The 24,176-nt window shown below is 41.8% G+C and carries 21 protein-coding genes; 17 read left to right on the top strand and 4 right to left on the bottom strand.

Annotated elements, in window-relative coordinates:
- Window positions 1-7: 7 nt before the first annotated feature.
- A complete protein-coding gene (locus BW980_RS02960; protein WP_076453440.1) occupies window positions 8-1,114 on the top strand; it encodes an imelysin family protein in 1,107 nt (368 codons plus the stop codon).
- 157 nt (window positions 1,115-1,271) lie between these two features.
- Here the strand turns inward: BW980_RS02960 and BW980_RS02965 are convergent, their stop codons facing one another.
- Both BW980_RS02965 and BW980_RS02970 read right to left on the bottom strand, forming a co-directional pair.
- Window positions 1,272-3,341 (bottom strand): M16 family metallopeptidase, encoded by a 2,070-nt coding sequence (locus tag BW980_RS02965; RefSeq protein ID WP_076453441.1) that lies wholly within the window; start codon window positions 3,339-3,341, stop codon window positions 1,272-1,274.
- A gap of 64 nt (window positions 3,342-3,405) precedes the next feature.
- The gene (locus tag BW980_RS02970) at window positions 3,406-4,728 is read right to left on the bottom strand and encodes a M16 family metallopeptidase (protein WP_076453785.1); all 1,323 of its coding nucleotides are present in this window, start codon (window positions 4,726-4,728) and stop codon (window positions 3,406-3,408) included.
- A gap of 172 nt (window positions 4,729-4,900) precedes the next feature.
- Here BW980_RS02970 and BW980_RS02975 point away from each other — a divergent pair, with 172 nt between their 5' ends.
- The 6 genes from BW980_RS02975 (at window position 4,901) to BW980_RS03000 (ending at window position 12,351) form a co-directional block, all read left to right on the top strand.
- Window positions 4,901-5,365 carry a DUF4199 domain-containing protein gene (locus BW980_RS02975; protein ID WP_076453442.1) on the top strand — a complete coding sequence of 155 codons (465 nt, stop codon included), beginning with the start codon at window positions 4,901-4,903 and terminating at the stop codon, window positions 5,363-5,365.
- A 185-nt stretch (window positions 5,366-5,550) separates the two neighbouring features.
- Entirely contained in the window at window positions 5,551-6,195 is a 645-nt protein-coding gene (gene rplU, locus BW980_RS02980) for a 50S ribosomal protein L21 (protein WP_076453443.1), read from the top strand.
- An 81-nt stretch (window positions 6,196-6,276) separates the two neighbouring features.
- Entirely contained in the window at window positions 6,277-6,537 is a 261-nt protein-coding gene (gene rpmA, locus BW980_RS02985; RefSeq protein ID WP_013992723.1) for a 50S ribosomal protein L27, read from the top strand.
- A gap of 143 nt (window positions 6,538-6,680) precedes the next feature.
- Entirely contained in the window at window positions 6,681-8,258 is a 1,578-nt protein-coding gene (locus BW980_RS02990) for a tetratricopeptide repeat protein (protein ID WP_083690328.1), read from the top strand.
- A gap of 155 nt (window positions 8,259-8,413) precedes the next feature.
- Window positions 8,414-11,278, top strand: a complete 2,865-nt coding sequence (locus tag BW980_RS02995) for a TonB-dependent receptor (protein WP_175609839.1) — start codon at window positions 8,414-8,416, stop codon at window positions 11,276-11,278.
- A gap of 56 nt (window positions 11,279-11,334) precedes the next feature.
- Complete coding sequence (locus BW980_RS03000) at window positions 11,335-12,351, top strand: phytase (RefSeq protein WP_076453446.1); 1,017 nt, start codon at window positions 11,335-11,337, stop codon at window positions 12,349-12,351.
- 265 nt (window positions 12,352-12,616) lie between these two features.
- Here BW980_RS03000 and ahcY read toward each other — a convergent pair whose 3' ends face one another.
- Window positions 12,617-13,933 (bottom strand): adenosylhomocysteinase, encoded by a 1,317-nt coding sequence (ahcY, locus tag BW980_RS03005; RefSeq protein ID WP_076453447.1) that lies wholly within the window; start codon window positions 13,931-13,933, stop codon window positions 12,617-12,619.
- Window positions 13,934-14,015: 82 nt separating this feature from the next.
- Here ahcY and BW980_RS03010 point away from each other — a divergent pair, with 82 nt between their 5' ends.
- The 10 genes from BW980_RS03010 (at window position 14,016) to BW980_RS03055 (ending at window position 21,610) form a co-directional block, all read left to right on the top strand.
- Window positions 14,016-14,648 (top strand): 4'-phosphopantetheinyl transferase family protein, encoded by a 633-nt coding sequence (locus tag BW980_RS03010; protein WP_076453448.1) that lies wholly within the window; start codon window positions 14,016-14,018, stop codon window positions 14,646-14,648.
- Window positions 14,649-14,749: 101 nt separating this feature from the next.
- A complete protein-coding gene (locus tag BW980_RS03015) occupies window positions 14,750-15,010 on the top strand; it encodes a thiamine-binding protein (protein ID WP_076453449.1) in 261 nt (86 codons plus the stop codon).
- Complete coding sequence (gene pnuC / locus BW980_RS03020) at window positions 14,994-15,632, top strand: nicotinamide riboside transporter PnuC (protein WP_076453450.1); 639 nt, start codon at window positions 14,994-14,996, stop codon at window positions 15,630-15,632. Before BW980_RS03015 ends, pnuC begins: the two co-directional genes overlap by 17 nt.
- Window positions 15,587-16,153 carry an AAA family ATPase gene (locus BW980_RS03025; RefSeq protein ID WP_076453786.1) on the top strand — a complete coding sequence of 189 codons (567 nt, stop codon included), beginning with the start codon at window positions 15,587-15,589 and terminating at the stop codon, window positions 16,151-16,153. Before pnuC ends, BW980_RS03025 begins: the two co-directional genes overlap by 46 nt.
- On the top strand, window positions 16,150-17,688 hold the full coding sequence (locus tag BW980_RS03030) for a DUF4301 family protein (protein ID WP_076453451.1): 1,539 nt from the start codon (window positions 16,150-16,152) through the stop codon (window positions 17,686-17,688). The genes BW980_RS03025 and BW980_RS03030 overlap by 4 nt, the downstream gene beginning before the upstream one ends.
- Window positions 17,689-17,922: 234 nt before the next feature.
- Window positions 17,923-18,228: a hypothetical protein gene (locus BW980_RS03035; RefSeq protein ID WP_076453452.1), complete on the top strand. Its 306-nt coding sequence runs from the start codon at window positions 17,923-17,925 to the stop codon at window positions 18,226-18,228.
- A gap of 356 nt (window positions 18,229-18,584) precedes the next feature.
- On the top strand, window positions 18,585-18,863 hold the full coding sequence (locus BW980_RS03040; protein WP_231854802.1) for a hypothetical protein: 279 nt from the start codon (window positions 18,585-18,587) through the stop codon (window positions 18,861-18,863).
- A gap of 500 nt (window positions 18,864-19,363) precedes the next feature.
- A complete protein-coding gene (locus BW980_RS03045) occupies window positions 19,364-19,669 on the top strand; it encodes a hypothetical protein (protein ID WP_076453454.1) in 306 nt (101 codons plus the stop codon).
- Window positions 19,670-19,743: 74 nt separating this feature from the next.
- Window positions 19,744-20,049: a hypothetical protein gene (locus tag BW980_RS03050; RefSeq protein WP_013992709.1), complete on the top strand. Its 306-nt coding sequence runs from the start codon at window positions 19,744-19,746 to the stop codon at window positions 20,047-20,049.
- A gap of 178 nt (window positions 20,050-20,227) precedes the next feature.
- Window positions 20,228-21,610: a sigma-54-dependent transcriptional regulator gene (locus BW980_RS03055; protein ID WP_076453455.1), complete on the top strand. Its 1,383-nt coding sequence runs from the start codon at window positions 20,228-20,230 to the stop codon at window positions 21,608-21,610.
- Here BW980_RS03055 and BW980_RS03060 read toward each other — a convergent pair.
- Window positions 21,585-24,083 (bottom strand): hybrid sensor histidine kinase/response regulator, encoded by a 2,499-nt coding sequence (locus tag BW980_RS03060; protein ID WP_139327578.1) that lies wholly within the window; start codon window positions 24,081-24,083, stop codon window positions 21,585-21,587. The two genes, BW980_RS03055 and BW980_RS03060, sit on opposite strands and share 26 nt — an antisense overlap.
- Window positions 24,084-24,176 lie beyond the last annotated feature (93 nt).

Genomic DNA, 24,176 nt, shown 5'->3' on the forward strand with positions numbered 1-24,176 from the left:
TGATAAGATGAAATATCCGAAGGTAATAGTGTATATAATTCTATTTTGTGGCGCCTTTGCCCTGAACATATCCTGTGGGTCCGATGATAATCAGGCTGAAGAGAAAATAACCAGTGTTGAAGAAGGGCGTAGGTTGCAGATCGAGAATTTATACGATGCGCAAATAGAGCCGTTTCAGGTGTCACATATAGCCCTAACGGAAACGCTCATGGAGGCAGCCAGGGCTTTTAGGGAGCTGCCTACGGAAACATCGTTGGTAAACTTAAAAAACAGTTGGTCTCAAGCGTTTCTGTTTTGGGAACAAGGGGAGATTTATAACATTGGTATAGTCAGGAATTCTTTTGTGCATTCGCAAATTCATGAGTGGCCTGTGAACGTTGAGGTCATTGAGGCAAATATTGCTGGTGAAACCAGTATTGATGAAGCCTATATTGCCAGTTTGGGGGCTTCTTCAAAGGGGTATGGTGCCATGGAATATTTACTTTTTCATGCTTCTGAAACGGAAATTCTAAGTGAAATGAGTTCCGAAGAAAATGCCGAGAGCCGTTTAGATTATTTGGTCTCTTTGTCCGAAAGCTTGAACAGTAACGCCATGAGCTTGCGGGAATTATGGACGGCAACGGAAACTTCTTTTAAAACTAGGCTTGAAAGCGGTGTAAACGGAAGTCAGAATTTGTCGGTAAACGCAGTTATAGCAGAACTAGAGACCATCAAACTAAGAAAACTTGAACAGATAATCAACAATCCTAATAGTCCGGAAATGGGGTTGGAGGCTTTTTATAGTGAAACTTCAAGAGAGGCTATTCTTGTTAACTTGGAAACTCTGAAAGAGATCTATACCGGTAATTTTGAAGCAGAAGGTTTTGGGATGGAAGACTATTTGGTAGAAGTATTGGGCCGGCCGGATTTAAACGACTTAATACTTGCTAAGTTTGATGAGGCTCTTACTCTGTTCAAAGAGACTCAATCAAGTCTAAGGATTCTTGCGAAAGATAACCCTGATGCAATTGTAGAATTAAGGGATGCGGTTACAGAAATTATCGCTCTGTTGAAAAATGATTATTCCAGCGCTGCCAGTATTGTGGTTACCTTTAATGATAACGACGGGGACTAAGACTTGGGGTTTTACTTCGCTAGCCCATTTTATTTATAAAACTTGGATGCAGTTGGGTAGTTTCAAAGCAAGCAGCTCTTGAATGAAATACAGCCAAAGAATAGGGTGAATTCCCCATTGCTTTGGCCGTATAAAGAGTTATGTTTAACTATCGTGCTTACTCAAAATCGGTTTCAGAGACCTCTTCGTTGATTTTAATTTCAGAAACTATAAATTCAAAACGTTGTGGTCCCACGGCCTGGGCCATGATAAACGGAAATTGTATGCCGGAAACCTCTTTGTAATCCATGTAGTTTATGGTGCTGGTGATAGTCTGCCCGCCCATTTCTGCGGTAGTCACCTCTTGTAGTTTGAGTCCGCTTTCCACATCGTAGAAGGCCATTTTTTCTTCCGACAATTTAATTTTATAGGCCTTTTTATCTTCTACGATCTCAATGCCTTCTAAAGTAACATCGGTGTTGAGGTAGTTCAATTCGGGAAAGGGTGCCGATTCGACTTTTACCTTTTCGATTTCATCGTCGCCCATATCTTTTCTTTGTCCTTGCATGACCATATAGCCCTTGTCTCCGTTAAGTACCTGTTTGCTCATGGAATTTCCGGCTACCTTTATATCTTGCATAAACTGGGCATTGGTCGTTTTTTTGACCTCTAGGTTCAGTTTTGTGCCCTGCATTTCGGCTTCTGCCAAAAGGAAGTATGATTTTACGCCTTCTAGTTTTTCCTTGCCGCCTATGGCCTCAATGTACTTGTTGAGTACCGTAGTGGCCGAAACATCGGAGGGTACATTGGCACTATAGTCTGGTTTTTCTACGGCATTGGCGTATTTGTCAAAGTACCAAACCGGAATTTTTTTGCCTTTAAAGCTTATCTTTTCAAGGTTTTCGAGTACTTCGCTTCCCTTTCCTGCCACAACAATACGAATGTTGCCCGGTTTCATATATTTCTGTGCGGCCCTTTGTACGTCTTCAATGGTAATGGCGTTGATTTTTTCAAGATAGGTTTTGTAAAAATTCTTGGGGAGGTTTTCGGTTTCTATGTTTAGGGCATAATTGGCAATGGTAGAAGGGTCTTCCAAAGCCATTACGAAGCGACCGGTATATTTGGCCTTGGTGTTCTCTAGCTCTTCTTTCGAGACCGGTTCGGTGCGGATGCGATCGATTTCCTTAAGGATCTCTACTACGGAACTATCGGTAACGGCGTTACGGACACTGGCGGTAGCCCTAAAACGTGCCGGGGCATATTTGTCGTTGCCCAATCGGGAGTAAGAACCATAGGTGTAGGCCTTGTCTTCGCGCAGGTTTAGGAATAGGCGGCCTTCCCCACCACCTCCTAAGATTTCGTTCGCCATAAGGGCCGGAAGGTAGTCGGGGTCTTTCATTTCTAGGTTGACCAAGTTTCCGACGGTGATTTCGGATTGAACGGCATTAGGTACGTCTATAAAATTGATTTGTGCATATTGGGCATTACTGGGTTTTGAAAAACCAAAAGAAGGTGGTACGGCCTTGGTCCATGGGGTAAATTGTTCTTCTACCAAAGTTTTTACATCGTCGAACTTGATGTCACCCACAACCACCAAATATGCGTTAGCGGGAACAAAATAATCCTCATAGAATTGAATGACATCGGTAAGGGAAACCTTGTTCAGGGTCTCTTCGGTCATAAATTCCCCATAAGGGTGTTTTTTGCTATAGGCCAGGGCCAAGCCGACCCTTTGGGAGATGGCGGCCACACTTTTTTCTTCCGACTTGAGTCCGGTGATGATCTTCTGTTTTTCCTTGTCGAACTCATCTTGGGTAAAGTTCGGGTTTAAAGCGGCGTCAGCCATCAGCTCTAAGATTCTAGGAAAGTATTTTGAAAGTGAAGAAGCATAGGCCCCTTGGGAATTGAAATTGATGCGGGCCCCTAGAAAATCGACTTCTTCGTTAAAATCGTCTTTTTTAATGTTTTTGGAACCCTTGCCCAACAGGCTTCCCGTCAAGGAGGAAACCCCGGCCTTGTCAGCCTCCAATACGGGTGGGTTGTCAATGCTCAGTTGAATGGAGACCCGAGGGAGTTTGTGGTTTTCCACGACTAAGACCTTGAGTCCGTTGCGCAGTTCAAAACGTTGTGCATCTTCGAGCTTGATTTCAGGTGCCGGACCGGCTTCGGGCATTTGACTGCGGTCTATCTGTGCTTTCGCAACGAAGGCAAAAGCGAGAAAGAATAAGCTTGTGAATATATGTTTCATGAATAGTGTTTTTGCTTTTTTAAAAGAATAAAAATTGGGGTGGTGAGTGTGAAACTCGCCCTGATTAGTTGGATTGTGGTTCTTTCGGAAGGTAATCTATGATTACGCGCTGATCGGGTCTTAGGTATTTGTTCGCGACTTCCATGATTTCCTCGCGGGTAATGGACCTGAAGATGTCAATTTCCTTATTGATCAGCTCCGTATCCCCATAGAGTAGATAATATCGGGCCAATGAATGGGCTATTCCTTCTACACCGGAATTGGAATTGACAAATTGGTTTTCAAACTTGTTCAGCAGTTTTTGGTGGTCTTTTTCAGATATCAAGCTGTCCCTTACCTTGGCAACTTCTTCTTCCATTTCGGCGATCAAGGTTTCAAGATCGGTTTCCCCAACGGGAAGCGCATAGACCAAATACATGCCATAATCTTCTTGGCCTACGTTAAAGGCACCTACCTGTATCGCCTGTTTCTGCTCGTCTACCATTTTTTTGTAGAGTTTTGAGCTGCGTCCGTCACTTAGATAGGTGGAAATCATATCAAGAACATAGGCGTCCCTTTCCTTAAAGCCTGGGGTCCGATAGGAAATAACCGAGGCGGGAAGCTGAATATTTGGGTCGTAGGCCTTGGTCCTGACCTCCTTTAAGATAGGATCTTCTTTTGGGTAATTGCGTACTACGTCCTTTCCCTTGGGTATCGGTCCGAAATAATCTTGGATCATCTTTTTGGTTTCGGCCGGGTCAATGTCGCCCGCAACTACCAAAACGGCATTGTTGGGTACGTAATATTTATGGTTGTAGGCGATTACATCGTCTAGGGTGGCCGCGTCCAAATCTTTCATATACCCAATGTTAGGGTCTTTATAAGGATGCTTTTTGAATAAATTTTTGCCAACTTCCGTAATCAGTTGGCCGTAAGGCCTATTATCGTATCGCAGTCGCTTTTCTTCTTTTACCACTTCTTGTTGGGTGTCTATTCCCTTTTGGTCGATCACGGGGTGCAGCATACGCTCCGATTCGAGCCAAAGTCCTAGTTTTAGATTGTTCGAAGGAAAAACTTCGTAGTAGTAGGTGCGGTCTTGGGAGGTGTTGGCATTGTTTATACCACCGTGGGAAGAAACGATTTCAAACCATTTTCCACGTTCTATGTTTTTCGTGCCCTCAAAGAGTAGGTGCTCAAAGAAATGGGCGAAGCCTGTACGGCCTTCGGTGCGGTCTTTGCCCCCAACATGGTACATGACCGAGGTGGTGACCAAGGGGGCCGAGTTGTCTTGATGGAGAATGACATGAAGGCCATTGTCTAGGTCGTATTCTTCATATCTTACTTCTTGCGCTTGCAGGCAAAGCCCGATTAGAAGGAGAAAACCTCCTACAAGTAATTTTTTTTTCATGATATAGTGTGTTAGTTGCTTTGTTAGTGGATGATTGCCAAAGATTGTTACACGAAGATATTCATTTTTTTTGTAAGAAAAATAGCCCGAAATAAGATCCTTTAACACGCTTTTGTGGTGTTGCTTTATTTTTTTTATTAACTTAAAGAATTGAACTTCAAAAACTTAGAAAATGAAACAATTTGCACAACCCATTCGATTCGGAATCGCTACGAGCGGTTGCCTAATTGCTTATTTTTTAATACTCTCTTTGTTTGATTTGCACACCAATATATTCTTTAGTTTATTTAACGGTGTTATAACCGGTTTCGGAATTTATGAGGCCATTAAGTATTTTAAATTGAAGAATCCCGATAGCTTTAACTACGGGAAAGGCTTTACGGCCGGACTTGTGACCGGTTTTGTGGCTACATTGGTGTTTACCATTTTCTTTGCATTTTACAGTACGGAAATCAACTTGCTGTTTTTAGAACAACTTTCTACGGTGTGGTTTAAAGACTATAAAAGTTTTGAGGGAATCGTATTTTTTACCGTTGCGATAATGGGCTTTGCCTCTACTTTGGTGTTGACGCTTTCGTTTATGCAGTTGTTCAAAACAAGCCGTAACCTTAAAAGAAAATTGGTCAAACATAGTTGAGGATTACCTCGAATAAAGTAAAGTTGGAGCCGCAAATCATCTTTGCGGCTTTATTTTTGGACTTTTAGCGTGAAAATTGAGGGTAAAATATATAAAAAACGCTTGTAGGTTAACGATTTAGGCGTATATTTGCATCCGCTTATTGAAAAAATGGGCGGAAACAATAAACTAATATATACACAATTATGTACGCAATCGTAGAGATGGCAGGGCAGCAATTTAAAGTTGCGAAAGACCAAAAAGTGTATGTTCACCGTTTACAGACTGAAGAAGGCAAAAAGGTAACTTTTGACAATGTACTTCTTTTAGCTGACGGAACGAACATTACTGTAGGCGCCCCGGCTATAGACGGAGCCACTGTTGAGGCAAAAGTCGTGAAACACCTAAGAGGTGACAAAGTAATCGTTTTTAAGAAGAAAAGACGTAAAGGGTACCGTGTTAAGAACGGTCACCGTCAAGCTTTGACCGAAATCGTAATCGAGAGTATCGTTGCGAAAGGTGGAAAGAAAGCTGCTGCTCCTAAGAAAGAGGAGAAGCCTGCTAAAAAGGAAGCTGCACCAAAAGCCGCTCCTAAGAAAGCAGCAAAAGCAGATGATCTGAAAAAAATTGAAGGTATCGGGCCAAAAATCGCCGAGACCCTGATTGCAGCCGGTGTTTCTACCTTTGCCGAATTGGCAAAGACTGATGCCGCCAAAATTTCCGAGATCATCGCCGATGTACGTGGTAACCACGTAACCGATACTTGGCCTGCACAAGCTAAATTAGCTGCCGAAGGTAAGTGGGACGAGTTGAAGAAATGGCAAGACGAATTAGACGGTGGTAAGGCTTAATCGCCAAACCCCACAAAGTATAATCAATATAGTGTATCCTTAAGTGATTACTGAGGGAAACACTTTTTAAAACCTAATATCATGGCACACAAAAAAGGTGTAGGTAGTTCTAAAAACGGTAGGGAATCGGAATCGAAACGCTTGGGCGTTAAGATTTTTGGTGGCCAAGCCGCTATTGCCGGAAATATCATCGTTAGACAACGTGGTACAAGACACAATCCAGGTGAGAATGTGTATGCCGGTAAAGACCATACATTGCATGCCCGTGTAGACGGACTAGTAAAGTTTGAAAAGAAAGCTGGTGGAAAATCTTATGTTTCCATAGAGCCGTTCGAGGCTTAAGAAGTTTTTCTTTTATCGTATAAAAACCCTTTCCAAGACTCTTGGAGAGGGTTTTTTTGTTTGAATGTTTATACATTAAGATAATGTTGGGGTAATATAAAGGCAATGTAAGCAGCGTAACTTGCTCGATTCTTACGGTCCTTATGTACCATAAAATTAGAACTACGTTTTTTCTTTTTAGTTTCTTGGCAATTCCGTTTTTGATGGTGGGGCAATATTCTGACGATAAGGGTATTGATGCTGTTTTTGTCGAATTAAATGAAAACCTAAAAACGGAGCAGGCCAAGGGGGGCGTTAAAAACATTGTCCTCGCCCATGCGGAACTAGGTTATTTCTGTCAAGAAAACGGTGTTTATATAGAGGCTTTAGATCAATTTAATAAAGCTCTTGTCTTGTTGGAAAACGAAGTCCACGATACGTTATACGTAGACCTTATCAATCGTTTGGGCTCTATTCATCTGGGGCTGAAAAATTATGAGGCCGCCATTACCCATTTCGAAAAATGTATTCTAGAAGCGCAGATTATAGATGCGGGATATATTGTCGCTACCGCAAAGAGTAATCTAGGTACCTGCTATGAAAAGAAGGGTGATTATGCCAGGGCTTTAGTCTGTCAAAATGAAAGTCTTAAAATGTATTTAGAGTTAGACGATTCCAATGGTATTTCCTTGGTAAATGAGAGTATTGGCAGTTCTTATGAAGATTTAGAAGATTTTGAAACGGCCCAGGGTTATTTTGAAACGGCATTAAAATACCATTCCACTCTCGATAAAGGACGGGCCAATATTTTGAACAATTTAGGTGATGTCCATAGAAAAACGGGCGCCCTTGATCAAGGACTGCAATTTACCCTAGAATCTTTAGACGTAGCTACACGTATTGGTCATACTGCAGAACAGGCAAGTGCGCACAAAGATTTGTCTAAAACCTACTATCTGATGGGGGAAGGGGAAAGGGCATACGAAGAACTTACCATCTTTTTGGAATTGGACGAGCGAAACCAGTCCTTGTACAGAAGTAATCAAGCCAGTGCCTTACAAGTCATCTACGATACCAAGGAAAGGGAAGCCAAAATACAACAGCTTTTACACGAAGGGGAAATAGATCGCGCCCAAAAATATCTGTTGGTCTGTGCTATGGCGACCTTAGGTATACTCGGTATACTCTGGTTGTTATATGTTAAACGAAAAAAAAGGGAAGGTCAAAAAATAGCGGATTTTGAAAAGCGTATTCTTGAGGCCGAACTTGAAAATAAGCGTATGGAAGAAATAGGCTTGCAGAAAGAGGTGTACCTTAAAAATGCCGCACTATCACGGTACAGTTTGCATCTCGCACAAAAGAATAAGATGTTATCGGGACTTTCCCATACCTTGAAAAATAGTCTTGGGCGTTCCAATATAGATTTAAAACGAAAGTTGCGGGAAGTAGTCAATGAAATTGATTTTAGTTTATCTCAAGAACATGAGTGGGACGAGTTCTTGCTTCTTTTCAATGAAATCCATCCAGATTTTATAAAGCAATTGCATGCTAAAGTTTTAGGGCCCCTATCCCCTGCAGAATTACGCTTGTCTATTTTGTTGCGCCTTAATTTATCTTCCAAGGAAATCGCGGCAATCTTACGGCTTACTCCAGACAGTGTACGTGTATCTAGATACCGGCTTCGTAAAAAACTGCCTATTGGTCCAAAAGAAGAATTAAGCCGTTTTTTGTTGACTTTTTAGCCTTGTGTTTCCGGAAGGTTACTTCTGTGTAAACCCAGTATTATTGTTGCCTTGTTGTTTCCTTCTTTTTTTCGATTGTTGCTTATTTGTTTCCTTTTAGAAAACATTGTATGTGATTGATATCCATATTTTTGGGAGCATAAAACCAATCAAAAATGAATTCGAGAAAAGCATTTAAAAATCTAGTGCTATTACTATTTGTTGCCTGTTCAAATATGGTCGTTTCGGCTCAGTCAGGGAATGTAGAGGGAACAATTTCAGATGAAAACGGTATTAATGTACCTGGGGCCAATATTATTATTTCAGAACTAAAAAAAGGGGCTATTTCAGATTTTGACGGTCGTTTTTCACTTGTTGGTATTCCTGCTGGCAACTACACCTTGAACATTACTTATTTAGGGTATGCTGATATTGCCCAAGAGGTAGAGGTCAAAGAAAGGGAAACGGCATCGGTATCTATTTTTATTACACCTAAGACCTTGGAATTGGATGGGGTAGAAGTTACTGGTTTCGGGTTGGGTAGTCAAGCTAGGGCATTGAATACACAGAGAACCAATATGAATATTACCAACGTGGTAGCAACCGATCAAATCGGGAAGTTTCCCGATGCCAATATTGGTGATGCCGTAAAACGCATCCCTGGTATTACCATGCAGGTAGATCAAGGGGAGGCTAGAAATATTATTGTTCGCGGACTTTCTCCGCAGTTAAATTCCGTTTCGCTTAACGGGAGTCGTGTGCCCTCGGCCGAAGGCGATAATAGAAATGTGCAGATGGACTTGATTCCTGCCGATATGATACAAAGTATTGAAGTGAGTAAAGCGGTCACTCCCGATATGGATGCAGATGCCTTGGGAGGCTCCGTAAACTTGGTTACTAGAACGTCGCCGCAAGGTTTTCGGCTTTCTTCGACCTTAGGGTCAGGCGTGAACTTTATAACCGATAAGCCAATCATTAATGGGTCTTTCCTTTTGGGCAATAGAAGTGATAATGGCAAATTTGGGTGGATGGTCAGTGCTTCGTATAATGATAATGATTTTGGTTCCGATAACGTTGAGGCGGAATGGTCGGATGAATTTGAATACTATACGGGTGAAGATGATGTTGATGGTGACCCTGTTTTAGAAGCGGTCGATGTCAATCCGTATACAAGTGCCTTTGAGCAGCGTGAATATTTGGTGCAGCGGGTGAGGCGTAGTCTTTCGGCCAATTTTGATTATAGGTTCGATGCCAACAACTCCATCTTTCTTAAATCGATATACAATTGGCGTGACGATCGCGAGAACCGATTTGTACTACAGAGTGAAATACTAGATGGCGAAGATATAGAAATAGGTGATTTTACGGTACATCAAGGCAATTTGACACGGTTCCCCGCTGAAATTACTAGAGAAACAAAAGGGGGGATTGACAATAACCGGAACAAGAATCGACGTTTGGAAGACCAACGAATGCAAAATTACAGTCTTGGGGGTAACCATTTATGGGGAAGTTTAAAAATGGATTGGATGACCTCTTTCGCAAAAGCTTCCGAAGAGCGGCTAAATGAACGGTATATCGTATTTGAAAATGAATATGCCGTACGAAACGACAATAGTAGTTCTAGATACCCTTTAATGACTGCGGAAAACAGTGCCGATGCCGATTTGTCGAATTTTAAATATGACGAGGTGACCGAAGAAAATCAATTCACTAAAGAAGAAGATTTTAATGTTTTTGTAAACTTTGAAGTGCCTTCCGATTTCTTTGGAAACGGGGATGGGAGTATAAAATTCGGCGGAAGGGCAAGAGTGAAAAACAAGCTTAGGGATAATGATTTTTTTGAATATGACCTAGAAGATGATTTTCCCACATTGGCAGATGTTACCCAAAGAGATCTTTCCGATACCAAATTTCTGGCCGGAAGCCAATATATAGCTGGGTCTTTTGCTGATGAAAAATGGCTAGGAGCATTGGATTTGGTTGATGGGGAGTCTGTTCCGGACGAATTTTTGAGGGCTAATTTCAATGTAGATGAAAATGTTTTCGCGGCCTATGCCATGACCAATCAAAATATTACTGAAAAACTAAGTGGGCTGTTTGGGCTTAGATTAGAGGCAACTAAAGTCACCGCGGTCGGCAATAGTATCATTGATGAAGAGGATTTAGTAGGGAAAATAACAGAGGAGAGCTCGTATACCAACGTCTTGCCGGGTTTGCATCTTAAGTACGACCTTAGTGATGCAACTATTCTGCGCTTTGCATGGACAAATACCTTGGCTAGGCCAAACTATGAAGATTTGGTACCTTCTTTGGATGTTGTTTCAGGTGATGGGGAAATTTATTTAGGTAATCCGGAATTAGCGGCGACCACATCGATGAATTTTGATGTTATGGCCGAACATTATTTTAGGAGTGTGGGTATTCTTTCCGGGGGACTTTTTTATAAGAACATCGATAACTTTATATACCTGTCTAGAGGAGAGGTTACTGATGATCTTTATGGGGACGATACTACGGGTTTTGAAATTTTTCAACCCTTAAATGGAGATGGTGCCCGAATTTTTGGAGCGGAGTTTGCTTTTCAAAGGCAGCTTGATTTTCTGCCAGGATTCGCACGTAACTTCAGCTTATACCTAAATTACACGTTCATATCCTCTACTGCAGAGGGTATTAAGAACGAAGATGGCGAGGATCGGGAAGATGTAGATCTGCCCAATACCACGCCCAATACCTTTAATGCTTCTTTGGGGTATAACGATAAAAAATTCTCGGCTCGTATGTCCGTTAATTTTTCAGATGCATATATAGATGAACTTGGGGGCAACGAGTTTGAAGACAGATATTACGACACACAGCTTTTCTTAGATTTTAATGCTAGTTATAAAATTACCAATAGCCTAAGTGTGTATGCAGACCTGAATAATATAAGCAACCAACCCTTGCGTTATTTTCAAGGTGTTAAAGACCGCACGCAACAGATTGAGTTCTATGGAAGACGATTGACATTTGGTCTTAAATATGATCTCTTTAAAAAATAACTCTTGGCTCGAAAGGCCAATTCTAAAATCTTGTATAAAATTTCAATCCCTATACGATGAAAAATATATTCTTATTTCTTTTGGTTCTTTTGGCCACGCCGTCTTGCAACACCTCAAAACTACCTGCTATAGCCCCAAATGTGATTACCGAAAAAACGGTTAACGATACAGATGATCCCGCTATTTGGGTCAATCCTATGGATGCATCGAAAAGTATTGTTTTTGGAACTGATAAGGAAACCAATGGGGCTATCTATGCATTTGACCTTAATGGTAAGATAATTGAGGAAAAAACCATTAGGGATATTCGTCGGCCTAATAATGTCGATATCGCTTATGGATTTGCAATAAACGATACAACAAAGGTCGATATTTTAGTGTTTACAGAGCGAGAGAAAAGTCAGGTTCGCTTGTTTTCGGTGCCGGATATGAAACCTTTGGATAATGGAGGTTTTCCTGTCTTTGCAGACGAGAAGAATCCTGAAATGAGGCTGCCTATGGGGGTCAGTTTATACAAATCTTCAAAAGATCAGAGTATATATGCCATAGTGGGACGAAAGACGGGACCTACGCAAGGCTACCTGTACCAATATAAAATAGTTGCTAATGATAAGGGCCGGGTAAATGCCGAGTTGGTGCGTGAGTTTGGAAAATTTAGTGGAAAAAAAGAGATTGAGGCTATAGCGGTAGATCATGAGCTAGGCTTTGTCTATTATTCAGATGAGCAACATTGCATACGGAAATATTATGCAGAGCCGTCCATGGGGGATGTGGAGCTAAGTTGTTTTGGCAGCGAAAATTTTAAAAGTGATATAGAGGGCATTGCTATTGCGCAATATCCGAATGGTGAGGGGTATATTATTGTTTCGGACCAACAACGAGGGCAGTTCAATATTTTTTCAAGAAAAACGAATGCTTTTGTAAGGGCGGTCAATCTTTCAACTTTGGAAACCGATGGGTGCGAGGTTGTAACCGTCCCGTTAAATGATACGTTTAAAAGCGGCCTATTTGTCGCTATGAACGATGAAAAGAATTTTTATTTCTACGATTTGGAAAAATTGGGAATAGACTAGGCTGTTTCTTTAACCCGGTTAGGGGGTAGCGTGTTAAGATTTGGCCCTTAGGGTATACGATAGCTCTTAGGTGGTGTAGGCTATGGTAATGCAGGTCAGGTGGAACCGAGGTCTATATTTTACCTCCGCTAAGGGAAGGTACGGGGGCTTTATGCTAAAAGTAAGGTTCGGAAAAACAAAAAACCCTCACATTGCTGTAAGGGTTTTGGGTTTTATATTAGGATTGGGCCCTTGGCCCTGTATTAAGACTGAGTACAGTCGAGGCCTAATATCTGTAATAGTCCGGCTTGTAAGGGCCTTCTACGGTTACACCGATATATTCGGCCTGTTCTGGTTTAAGCTCCGTTAATTCGGCTCCTAAACGCGACAAGTGCAAGGCGGCTACCTTTTCATCTAGGTGCTTGGGTAGCATATATACTTCGTTCTTGTACTTCTCGCTGTTATTCCAAAGTTCGATTTGGGCCAAGGTTTGGTTTGTGAACGAGTTGCTCATTACAAAGCTTGGGTGTCCTGTGGCGCAACCTAGGTTCACCAAGCGGCCTTCGGCCAAGACAATAATGTCTTTTCCGTCTATGGTGTACTTGTCTACCTGTGGTTTGATTTCGTCTTTGGTGTTGCCATAGTTCTTGTTTAACCAGCTCATGTCAATTTCATTGTCAAAATGGCCAATGTTGCAAACAATGGCTTTGTCTTTCATTGCCTTAAAGTGTTCGGGGCGAATGATGTCTTTGTTCCCTGTAGTGGTAATGACAATATCGGCCTTGCCGACAACGGTTTCCAATTTTTTTACTTCAAAACCATCCATACATGCCTGTAGGGCACAAATAGGGTCGATTTCGGTAACGGTAACGATAGAACCGGCACCTCTGAAAGAAGCGGCGGTACCTTTACCTACGTCACCGTAACCGGCAACTACTACTTTTTTACCGGCGAGCATGGTGTCGGTTGCACGGCGAATGGCATCAACGGCACTTTCGCGACATCCGTACTTGTTGTCAAATTTCGACTTGGTAACCGAGTCGTTTACGTTGATGGCCGGCATAGGCAAAGTACCGTTCTTTACGCGTTCGTACAAACGGTGAACACCGGTAGTGGTTTCTTCGGAGAGACCTTTAATGGCCTTGGCCAATTCAGGATAATCGTCCAATACCATATTGGTAAGGTCGCCACCATCGTCCAAGATCATATTTAAGGGCTCGCGCTCTTCGCCAAAAAAGAGGGTTTGTTCGATACACCAGTTAAATTCTTCCTCGCTCATTCCTTTCCAAGCATATACAGGTATGCCCGCAGCGGCAATGGCGGCGGCGGCGTGGTCTTGTGTAGAGAATATATTGCAAGAGCTCCAAGTAACATCGGCGCCCAATGCCACCAAAGTTTCTATAAGAACAGCGGTTTGAATGGTCATGTGAAGACATCCGGCTATTCGTGCACCTTTTAAAGGTTGCTCTTTTCCGTATTCTTCGCGCAAAGCCATAAGGCCAGGCATCTCGGCTTCTGCAAGTTCGATTTCTTTTCTTCCCCAGTCCGCCAAAGAAATATCTTTTACCTTATAAGGCACATAAGAAACAGTTTTGGTATCCATATTCTTTTTTATTTTTTACTTTCGTTATATTAGCTATACAGCTATTTGTGGTTGCAAAGTTAAGAAAAACGTATAGAACCCTATGCCTCTTTATAAGATAGTCAAGGTAAATAAAGACACCAAGGTGTATATCTGGAAGGTTACCGAGTCGGAACAGGAACTTTCTAAGGGTATAGACCTGACCCCGCATTGCCAAAAAAGAATGCAGGGCATGAAATCTGAGATGCATCGCAGGGGGTTCTTGAGCATCAGGCACTTGATGGCCGAAGCCGGATATATAGATGCCGATTTGTATTATGATGAATTTGGAAAGCCCCATTTAAATGATGGCAACAAGATAAGTATTACCCATTCAAACCATTTTACGGGAATCATCGTAAGCAGTAAAGACGATGTGGGGATCGATATTGAAATGCAAAGGGAAAAAATCTTGCGTATAGCACATAAGTTTACCCCTATAGAAGAATACCGGACCATAGCCAATACCGACGCCCTTATACGAAAATTGACCATTGTATGGGGAAGCAAGGAGGCCCTCTATAAAATATATGCCCAGCAAGGTCTAAGCTTTATACATCATATAGATGTAAAGGATTTTGTTTTCGACAGTGCGGCGACCACGGCGGAAATATTGTATCACGGTGACCTCTCTATGTACCATATAAGGTTTATGGAGTTTGAAGGGTTTACCTGTGTCTACGCCTTAAAAGGCTAGCCGGAAAAATGGGGCGGTCAATAAATACTGGGAATTGAAGTTGTACGTGATTGTTGTAGCGTTGGCGGCCATAATCGACGAACAACCAAATATAAAATAGAATGAACATATCGGTAGAGCTTACCTTTTCTCCCTTACAGGATGATTTTGAAGAACACATTATCAACTTTATTAAAAAAATACGGGCTTCGGGACTTACTGTTTTGGAAAACCCTTTAAGTACTCAGGTCTATGGTGAGTATGATGAAGTAATGGACCTTCTTAAAGAAGATATTAAGGAAGCTTTTGAGTTGATGGACAAGGGGCTGTTGTATATGAAAGTGGTAAAGTCTGACCGAAGCGATTATGAGCCACATTTTTGATTGGATTTTTGCACAGTACGAAGGTGTTCCCGTCCATTTGGTGATCTTGGAAATCATAGGTGTAATCTTCGGGTTCTTAAGTGTATGGTTTTCAAAAAAGGAAAATATCCTGGTTTTTCCTACCGGTATAATTAGCACCGCTATATTTGTTTATATCCTCTTGGTTTTCGGCCTGTTGGGCGATATGCTCATCAATGCTTACTATTTTTCAATGAGTATATATGGATGGTATTTCTGGACGCGAAAAGTAGACCAGACCCATTTTATACCGATTACACGAACGACAAACAAAGAGAAGCAATGGTCGGCCCTGTTGTTCGTGGGTACTGTAATTTTCGTGTGTGGGGTCTATTATCTTTTTGATAAGTTCAACAATTGGACAGCCTACGTAGACACCTTTACCACGGCTATTTTCTTTGTGGGAATGTGGCTGATGGCAAAGAAAAAGCTTGAAAACTGGGTCTATTGGATTATCGGGGATATCATCAGTGTTCCCCTTTATTGGTACAAAGGCCTTATATTTACCTCCCTGCAATATTTCTTGTTTACGATTATTGCGGTTTACGGTTATCTCGCATGGAAAAAAAGTTTGAACAAGAGCCCTCAGATGTTGTTAAAATAGTACTGTTCGGTCCTGAATCTACAGGCAAGACCACGCTTTCCGATCAATTGGCACGTGAGTACAATACGGTTTGGGTACCCGAATACGCTAGGGAGTATTTACAAAACAAATGGAACAACGAGCGAAAAACTTGTGAGCCCAAAGATTTATTGCCGATAGCCGAAGGTCAGATGCGGCTTGAAAACGAACTTGCCAAAAAAGCCACGGATGTGCTTATCTGCGATACCGATCTGCTTGAGACCAAGGTATATTCAGAGGCTTATTATCTGGGTTATTGCGATCCGGTCTTGGAAAAGTACGCGTTAAATAATCATTATGATTTATATTTTCTTACGTATATAGATGTGCCCTGGGTGGGCGATGATCTAAGGGATAAGCCCAATGAACGTGAGCGTATGTTCAATTACTTTAAAGAAACCCTTGAAAAATATAATCGTAATTTTATTATATTGACCGGAGGAAGGGAAGAACGCTTGGCGACCGCCGTAAAACATATAGATAACTTATTGAAGAATAAATGACACTAACAGAAAATGATTTGGCCCTGCTGGCCAAAAAGGGAATTTCGGAGAAAAAGGTAAACGAACAAATAGAGACCTTTAAAGAGGGTATTCCGTTTGTACAACTAGAAAAGGCCGTTACGGTAGGTGAAGGGCTTTCAAAATTTACCCCATCCGAAGAAAAGGAATTGATTCAAAAGTTCGAAGCCTCACGCACCGGGTTGTCTTTGTTGAAATTTGTACCTGCTTCAGGGGCCGCATCGCGTATGTTCAAGGCTTTGTTCAATTTTTTGGATGCCTACGACCCTAAGGAAGAATCGTTGGAAGCGTATTTTGAGCGTACAGACGATAAAGCCATGAAAACCTTTTCGGAGGGTGTAGCCGACTTCGCCTTCTACGATTTGGTCAAACAGCGCATTGCGGGAAAGACTTCTTCCAAAGATGAAGAACTCTATCTTTTTGTAAAGGAAATGATGTCTGAAGATGGTCTTAATTACGGATTTTATCCTAAAGGATTATTGCCTTTCCATAACTATGGAGACCATACGGCTACGCCTTTTGAAGAACATTTAAAGGAAGCATCGGTGTATGCCAAGACAGGTAATACCGCAGAATTGCACTTTACCATTAGCGAACAACATGGCGATATGTTCAACGCGGAGTTCAACGCCGTAAGTGAACGGGTGTCGAAGGCGACCGAGACCTCTTTTAAGGTGAGTTATTCCTATCAAAAACCATCGACCGATACTATTGCGGTAGATATGCAGAACGAACCCTTTCGAAACAGTGATGGTTCCGTCTTGTTTAGACCTGGAGGCCATGGTGCCCTGATCGAGAATTTGAACGAGCAAGATGCCGATATCATATTTATCAAGAATATCGACAATGTTACCGTCCCAAGATTTGCAGGTGAGGTAGCGGATAGTAAAAAGATATTGGCGGGGGTACTCTTAAGTGCCCAAGAAAAGGCCTTTGCCTATGCCAAAAGTCTCGATAACGATGAATTGACCTCAAGTCAACTAGACGAGATCAAGAGCTTCTTGGAGAATGAGCTTAACGTTCGTTTTTCCGATAATTTCGCGGGATTCAGTATCGGCGAACAAATTGAAGTGTTAAAAGATAAAATCGACAGGCCTATACGTATCTGTGGTATGGTCAAGAATGAGGGAGAGCCCGGAGGTGGCCCATTCTGGATCAATGATCGAAAAGGGAATATTTCCTTACAGATTATAGAGTCTGCCCAAATTGATATGGATAACGCGCATCAGGCCGCGATTCTTAAAAATTCGACGCATTTCAATCCGGTCGATTTGGTCTGTGCCGTGAAGAACTATAAAGGGGAAAAATACAACCTGATGAACTACATCGATACCAAGCAAGGGTTTATTACAGGCAAGACCAAAGAAGGTAGGGAGTTAAAGGCCTTGGAACTTCCAGGATTGTGGAATGGCGCCATGGCGTTTTGGAACACTATATTTGTCGAGGTGCCATCTTCAACTTTCAATCCGGTAAAAACCGTAAACGATCTATTGCGGCCCGCGCATCAGGTGAAATAGCTCTTCATTTGATGGAGTTCAGTATAAGGTTTACCCAAAAAAGTGTGTATTTTTTACACACTTTTTTATGTTTTTACACACCTGTATACAAGTGGTGTATGGGGTGGATTGGAATTAATTTAATGATAATCAGGTGTTTAGTGTGTTTTGGGCGAAAATGTTTTGAGTTGGCATCATTTTCTCTTGGTACTAAGAGATTATCAAAACAAATCAATAATTTAAAACACACACAAAATGAAAAACTTAATGTTTGCTGCAGTATTGTCTTTAGGTACAATGACTGCTTTTGCACAAGAAGAAACAGTAGTAGAAGAAACAGTAGCAACCGAGGTTGTTGAAGCTCAAGATGCTTTTGCTGAAGTAGCAGTTGAAGAAGTTCCTGCCGCTATCTCTGAAGCTTTAGAGGCTGCCCATCCAGGTGCAACTATCTCTAAAGCCTTCATGAACAAAGATGCCCAGTACAAATTGGAAGTTGCCAAAGAAGATGGTGAAACTGCTGAATTGTATGCTGACGCTGAAGGTAACTGGATCGAAAAATAAGCTAACACTTTATTAGCAGCATAGTTAGATAGTTAGTAAAAGGCCCCATCTTCATTTGAAGGTGGGGCTTTTTTAATATATACCTCAATAGGGTTACGGTTCAAAAGATACTGTATACGAAGGAGGGTGTTGCAGATACCTCGTTCGGGTACCGTATGGTTATTCGTATACATTTTACACACCAAAACGCTAAAAATACACACAATTACACACTTGATATATTTTAAGAAATAGTTATATATCTGTAAATCAAATAATTATGCTTGTTTTGTGATTTTGGTATCATTATTTCTTTAAGGTATACAGTTATTAATTCTAAAGAACACATCATGAATAAGATATTTATCACAGCAGTATTGGCATTAGGAAGTCTTTCGGCTTTTGCCCAAGAGGAATCTACGGCAGTTGAAGCGGCAGCCACTGAGGCAGCAGCTACCCAAGATGATTTTTCCGAGGTATCTGCCGATGAGTTGCCCGAAGCGGTGACCGCAGCAGTTGCTAAAAACTACCCTACTGCATCTATTGATAAAGCATACGTAAACGAAGCAAAGCAGTTCAAGCTAGAGGTTTCTCTAGAAGATGGTACTGCCGGTACTTTGTACGCTGACGAAAATGGTAACTGGATTGAAATGTAAATAACTTGAGTTATTTGTTTTGTATCAAGTTGGTTTGGTCAGAAAGGGGTTGCATCTGCAGCCCCTTTCTATTTTATATAAGGTCTTAACTTTTTAAGGAGCCGAAATTATAAGGTGGGGTGGCCATCATACCCAGTTAACAAAAAAAGGAAATTACAGTATTGCTATTAGCTTCCTATAGTACCGATACGGGCTTGTCTATTAAAGGGAAGAAGGTCTTAATCTAAAATGGTCTGGCATAAGTTGCCCGGATTTTTTGCTTTTAGACCTGATTCATCCCAAGAAATTAAAAAAGCCTAAGGCTTGGGTTTTACATTGCGATGGTTGGTTGTGAAATTATTACCCAAATGAAACAGAATTTTACAATAATACACAGTTTTGAAAACCAATAAAATATGTAAGGTGCTGTTCTTTAGTTATTTAGTGTTTTTATGGGATTTGGTATCATATTTTCTATACACTAACTGAAATTAATTAATAACACATAACACCTGAATATCATGAAAAAATTATTTATCACCACCGTTTTTGCATTAGGAAGTTTAACTGCATTCGCTCAAGAAGAGCAAGCTACTGACGCTACAGAAACAGCTGCTGAGGCTGTGGCCCAAGATGCTTTTGCCGAGGTTGCTTTGGAGGAAGTTCCGGAAGCCGTTACTAAAATGGTTGAAACCAACTATCCTGGAGCTACGATCAACAAGGCTAGCAAGAATGAGGCTAACCAGTACAAATTGGAAGTTTCTTTGGAAGATGGTACTTCTGGAGCCCTTATCGTTGATGAAGAAGGCAACGCCGTTCAACAATAAAAAGCGCCTAGCGTTTAGTTCCCCCACATTAAATTTTACCATTAGTTAGTTACACATATAAAAATAAGAATATTATGAAAAAATTATTTATCACTACCGTTTTCGCATTAGGAAGTTTAACTGCATTCGCTCAAGAAGAGCAAGCTGCTGACGCTACAGAGACAGCTACTGAAGCTGTAGCCCAAGATGCTTTTGCCGAGGTTGCCTTGGAAGAAGTTCCGGAAGCCGTAACCGCAATGATCGAAACCAACTACCCAGGCGCTACGATCAACAAGGCAAGCAAGAACGAAGCTAACCAATACAAATTGGAAGTTTCTTTGGAAGATGGTACTTCTGGTGCCCTTATCGTTGATGAAGAAGGTAACGCCGTTCAACAATAGGAAGAACTAAATTGTCGGAAGAAATTCCGAACCAATTTTGAGAAAGGAACCGTGATATAACGGTTCCTTTTTTGTGTTTTGCCCCTTTTTTAAAAATATCTTTTATGATAAATTTAGAGGAGAGACAGCTTTCTTGTGCTATTTTTACGTAGATAGATACAGAATACTAAACAGCTTTATGCCAAACCTTTTAATCATTGAAGATGACGCCGCTTTTTGTCAGATGCTTCAAAAGTTTTTGACGCGACACGGCTACGAAGTAGAGACGAGCTTTACAGCCCCAGATGCCAAGGAAAAATTCGGGAAAACCGATTTTGATTTGATATTGACCGATTTGCGTTTGCCCGATTATGACGGTATACAGTTACTGACCGATATAAAAGAGGTGAGCCCAAAGACCCAGGTAATCGTTATGACCGGTTATGCTGAGGTTGGTACGGCCGTAAATGCCATGAAAAAGGGGGCTTTTGACTACATTTCGAAGCCTTTTACCCCCGACGAAATCGTAATGATCTTAGACAACGCCTTAAAGGTAGAGGTCAGTATGGCCCAAACCAAACCAATTGAGGGCGAAGGGTCGAAAAAGGATCCGAAACAAAATGGTTCCAAGCCGGCCAGCTCGGAGGGAAGAACGAATACTATAGTTAAAGGGGTGAGCGAGGCTTCCAAAAAATTGGAAGATTATATAAAATTGGTGGCCCCTACCGATATGTCGGTTTTAATTACCGGTGAAAGCGGAACGGGTAAGGAGGTGACGGCCAAGGCCATTCACGATAATAGCAGGCGGAAGGACTTTAATTTTATTGCTGTCGACTGTGGTGCCATACCCAAAGAATTGGCGACAAGTGAGTTTTTTGGACATATAAAGGGAAGTTTTACCGGAGCGGTAGAAGATAAAATAGGAAATTTTGAAGCTGCCAATAAGGGGACTTTGTTCTTGGATGAGGTGGGTAACCTATCGTACGAGAACCAAATACAGTTGCTTCGCGCCCTGCAGGAAAGAAAAATAAAACGCGTAGGTAGTACAAAAGAGATTGATGTAGATGTGCGTATCATTACGGCTACGAACGAAGATCTGACCGAGGCAGTGGAGAAAGGTACTTTTAGGGAAGACCTTTTTCATAGATTGAATGAATTCTCCATACAGATTCCTTCCCTAGAGGAACGATTCGAGGACTTGATGTTGTTTGCCGAGAATTTTTTGAACAAGGCGAATGCAAGCTTGGATAAAAACGTTGACGGATTTTCTTCGGAAGTTTGGGAAGCTTTTCAGCAATACCACTGGCCGGGTAACCTTCGTGAACTACAGAATGTAGTAAAAAGGGCCGTGTTGTTGACCACGGGCGATGAGGTTCAAATGGAAGCCTTGCCACGAGAGGTGCTTCAACCGCAAGAAAAAACGACTACCATAGAGAATTTTTCAAAATCGGAATTTGAAAAGGACCGCATTATCAAGGCCTTGAAAAAAACCAATTTCAATAAGTCGAAGGCGGCAAAACTACTTCAGGTTACACGGAAAACGCTTTATAATAAAATCAATCATTATAATCTGGACTTGTAGCCAGGCGCTCTTTGAGTTCGCTTGTTAAATCGGCCACATCTGATGTTAAATTCGCAAATGAACCTGAAAGGGTCTTATGGTCCATGGTTTTTGGGGTCGCAACTTCCATGTGTTCCAATGCAACTACACAGCTTTGGGCTTTCAGCTGCCTAAACATGGGCAACATACGATGGGCTACTTGATTTACCTGAGGGTAGTCTTGTGCACCTACCGTTTCCTCAAGAAGTTTCATATTGGTTTCCGTGTCGCTTAAAAAGGTACCCAGTACGTCTTGGATCGCATCTTCGTTCCTTCCTAAAAAAGAATGGATGATATCAAGGTTATATAATTTGGGTTCACGGCCAAGGGCCGCTGTCTTCTTTCCTTCTTTGGGCGCTTCGTCTTGGGTAGTAATGCCCAGTAGCTTGAGTGTGGCAATAAGTTCCCCTTTTGGAAAGGGTTTTTGCAGCACTTGGGAAAATCCGACCCCAATATAGGCTTCCGGTCCTAGGTCTCTTCTGCCGGTCATGGCAACGATAGGTTGGTCGGTATAGTGCTTGTAGGCCCCGGATTTGAGTTTTTTCAATACTTCAAACCCAGTTACCTGTGGCATTTGAATATCGGTAAGTACTATATCATAGGCCAAGTGGGAGTCTTTTTCTATGGAAAGAAAATTGGTAAAGGTATGCGTCGTAATGCCCATACTCTCTGCCAGTTCGCGTAACATATGTAATAAGGCCGTATCGTCGTCAATAATCAACATACGTAGTTTGGGGGCCAAGTAGGGCATTTCCTTATTTGGCTTTTTTACCGCATCGGTAATTTCAAGGGGTAGCTGTAGGGTAAACGTACTTCCTAAGCCCAATTGGCTTTCAAGGGTCAAGCTGCCCTTTAAGAGTTCGGCCAGTTTTTTTGAAATGGTGAGTCCTAGTCCGTGACCGCCAAACTTTTTATCCGTATCACTGTCGGCCTGGGTAAATTCCTTGAATATTAAATGTTGTTTTTCCTTGGCAATGCCTATACCTGTGTCGACCACTTGAATACGTGCCGTTATGGCCTTGTCCTTGCCCTTGGTTGCGGTGGCTATGATCTTAATTTGGCCCTGCTCGGTAAACTTAAAGGCGTTGCCCATAAGGTTGGTCAGTATTTGTCGAATTCTGAACGGGTCGCCCAATACGGTTTGCTGAAGTTGTGGGGCGATTTCCAAGATTAATTTTAGGCCTTTTTGCACGTTTAGGGCCTGAAGGTTTTCTGCGGTTTCTTGAATCAAATGGGCCGGGATAAAAGGAACCTTTTCGATTTTGAGCTTACCTGCTTCCAGTTTTGAAAAATCGAGTAGGTCGTTCACTAGATTGCCAACATATTCCGAGGCCGATTTTACATTCTTTATATAACCGTTTTGCTTGCGGGTAAGTCCTGTGCTTTCGAGTAGTTCCGAATATCCGCTAATGGTATTTAACGGCGTGCGCAAATCGTGGCTTACGGTAGAGATTAGCTGCTCGCGACTCTTTAAAAGCGACTCGGAGAATTTTTTTTCTTTTTCTAACCGCATTCGATAGGTCTGTACTTTCCAATAGTCCCTCGTAATCAAAAAAGAAAAGATGCCCACGATCATAAAACCAAGAAGTGCCGCCAAACCGGCGATCCGGGTAGTTCTTTTTAGGGTTTCCCGTTTTACGATACTGGTGTTGTAACTGCTGGCTATAATTTCTTTTTCAAAGGCGGCAATAATGTTTTGGAGCTGGCGCGAGAGTTCAAGGTCATTACGGTTTACCTCGATTTCCTTTTGCGCCAAGGAGCGTTGCGATCGGGTATCGGCCAATTTGGCCTTTTTCAGCATAGCTTTTGAAACGTTCAAAATAGAATCTACATAGGCGGCGTTCTTGGTGTTATCGCCTGAATTGGGAACATTTTTGCTGATCAGGTCGGCATAGTCCCTTAGGGATTGCTGCACCTTTGGCGACAACTGGTCGAAGTCGGTAAAAAGGTTTTCTGCTGAAAATTTGCCGAAGGATTCCTCTATTTTTTCAAATTCCTTTAAGGCCTTGTCCAACGAATTGGCCGATTTGCTTTTGACTTTCAATTTTCGCAACTCGTTGTTGTTGCTTACTTTTTGGCTCAATAGAATCTGCAGGCTATCTAACAGACTTTTTTGTTCTTCGCCCAACATCAGCTGCTTTAGGGTGTCGATTTCTATCTGTATGGAGTCTATTTTAAGGGCGTAGGCATCAAAATTGATTTTCTCGTCGCTCTGTAGGGCGAGCTTAGAAAGACTTTCGGCCTCGTAAAGATTGGTCATCAACGAACTTGTCCGCAGTAATTTTTCATCGTTTACATCGGCGGTTTCGGTTGAAATATAGGTTTGTATCTCGGTATATACGAAATAACCGACGGCTGCCGCCAGCATCGCCAAAATAAGATAGCTGGCGATAATTTTTAAGGTGAATTTGTTTTTAGATTTTTTAGAGGCGTTTACCATGTTCGTATGTTCCACAAAAGTCTTTCTAAAAATACGGATATAATACTAATAGGGTTTACCGATAGGCGTTAATTGTTTGCAGGCTATGGCACGATCGATGATCGAAGC

It is taken from the genome of Zobellia uliginosa (assembly GCF_900156625.1).
Classification (GTDB): Bacteria; Bacteroidota; Bacteroidia; order Flavobacteriales; family Flavobacteriaceae; genus Zobellia; species Zobellia uliginosa.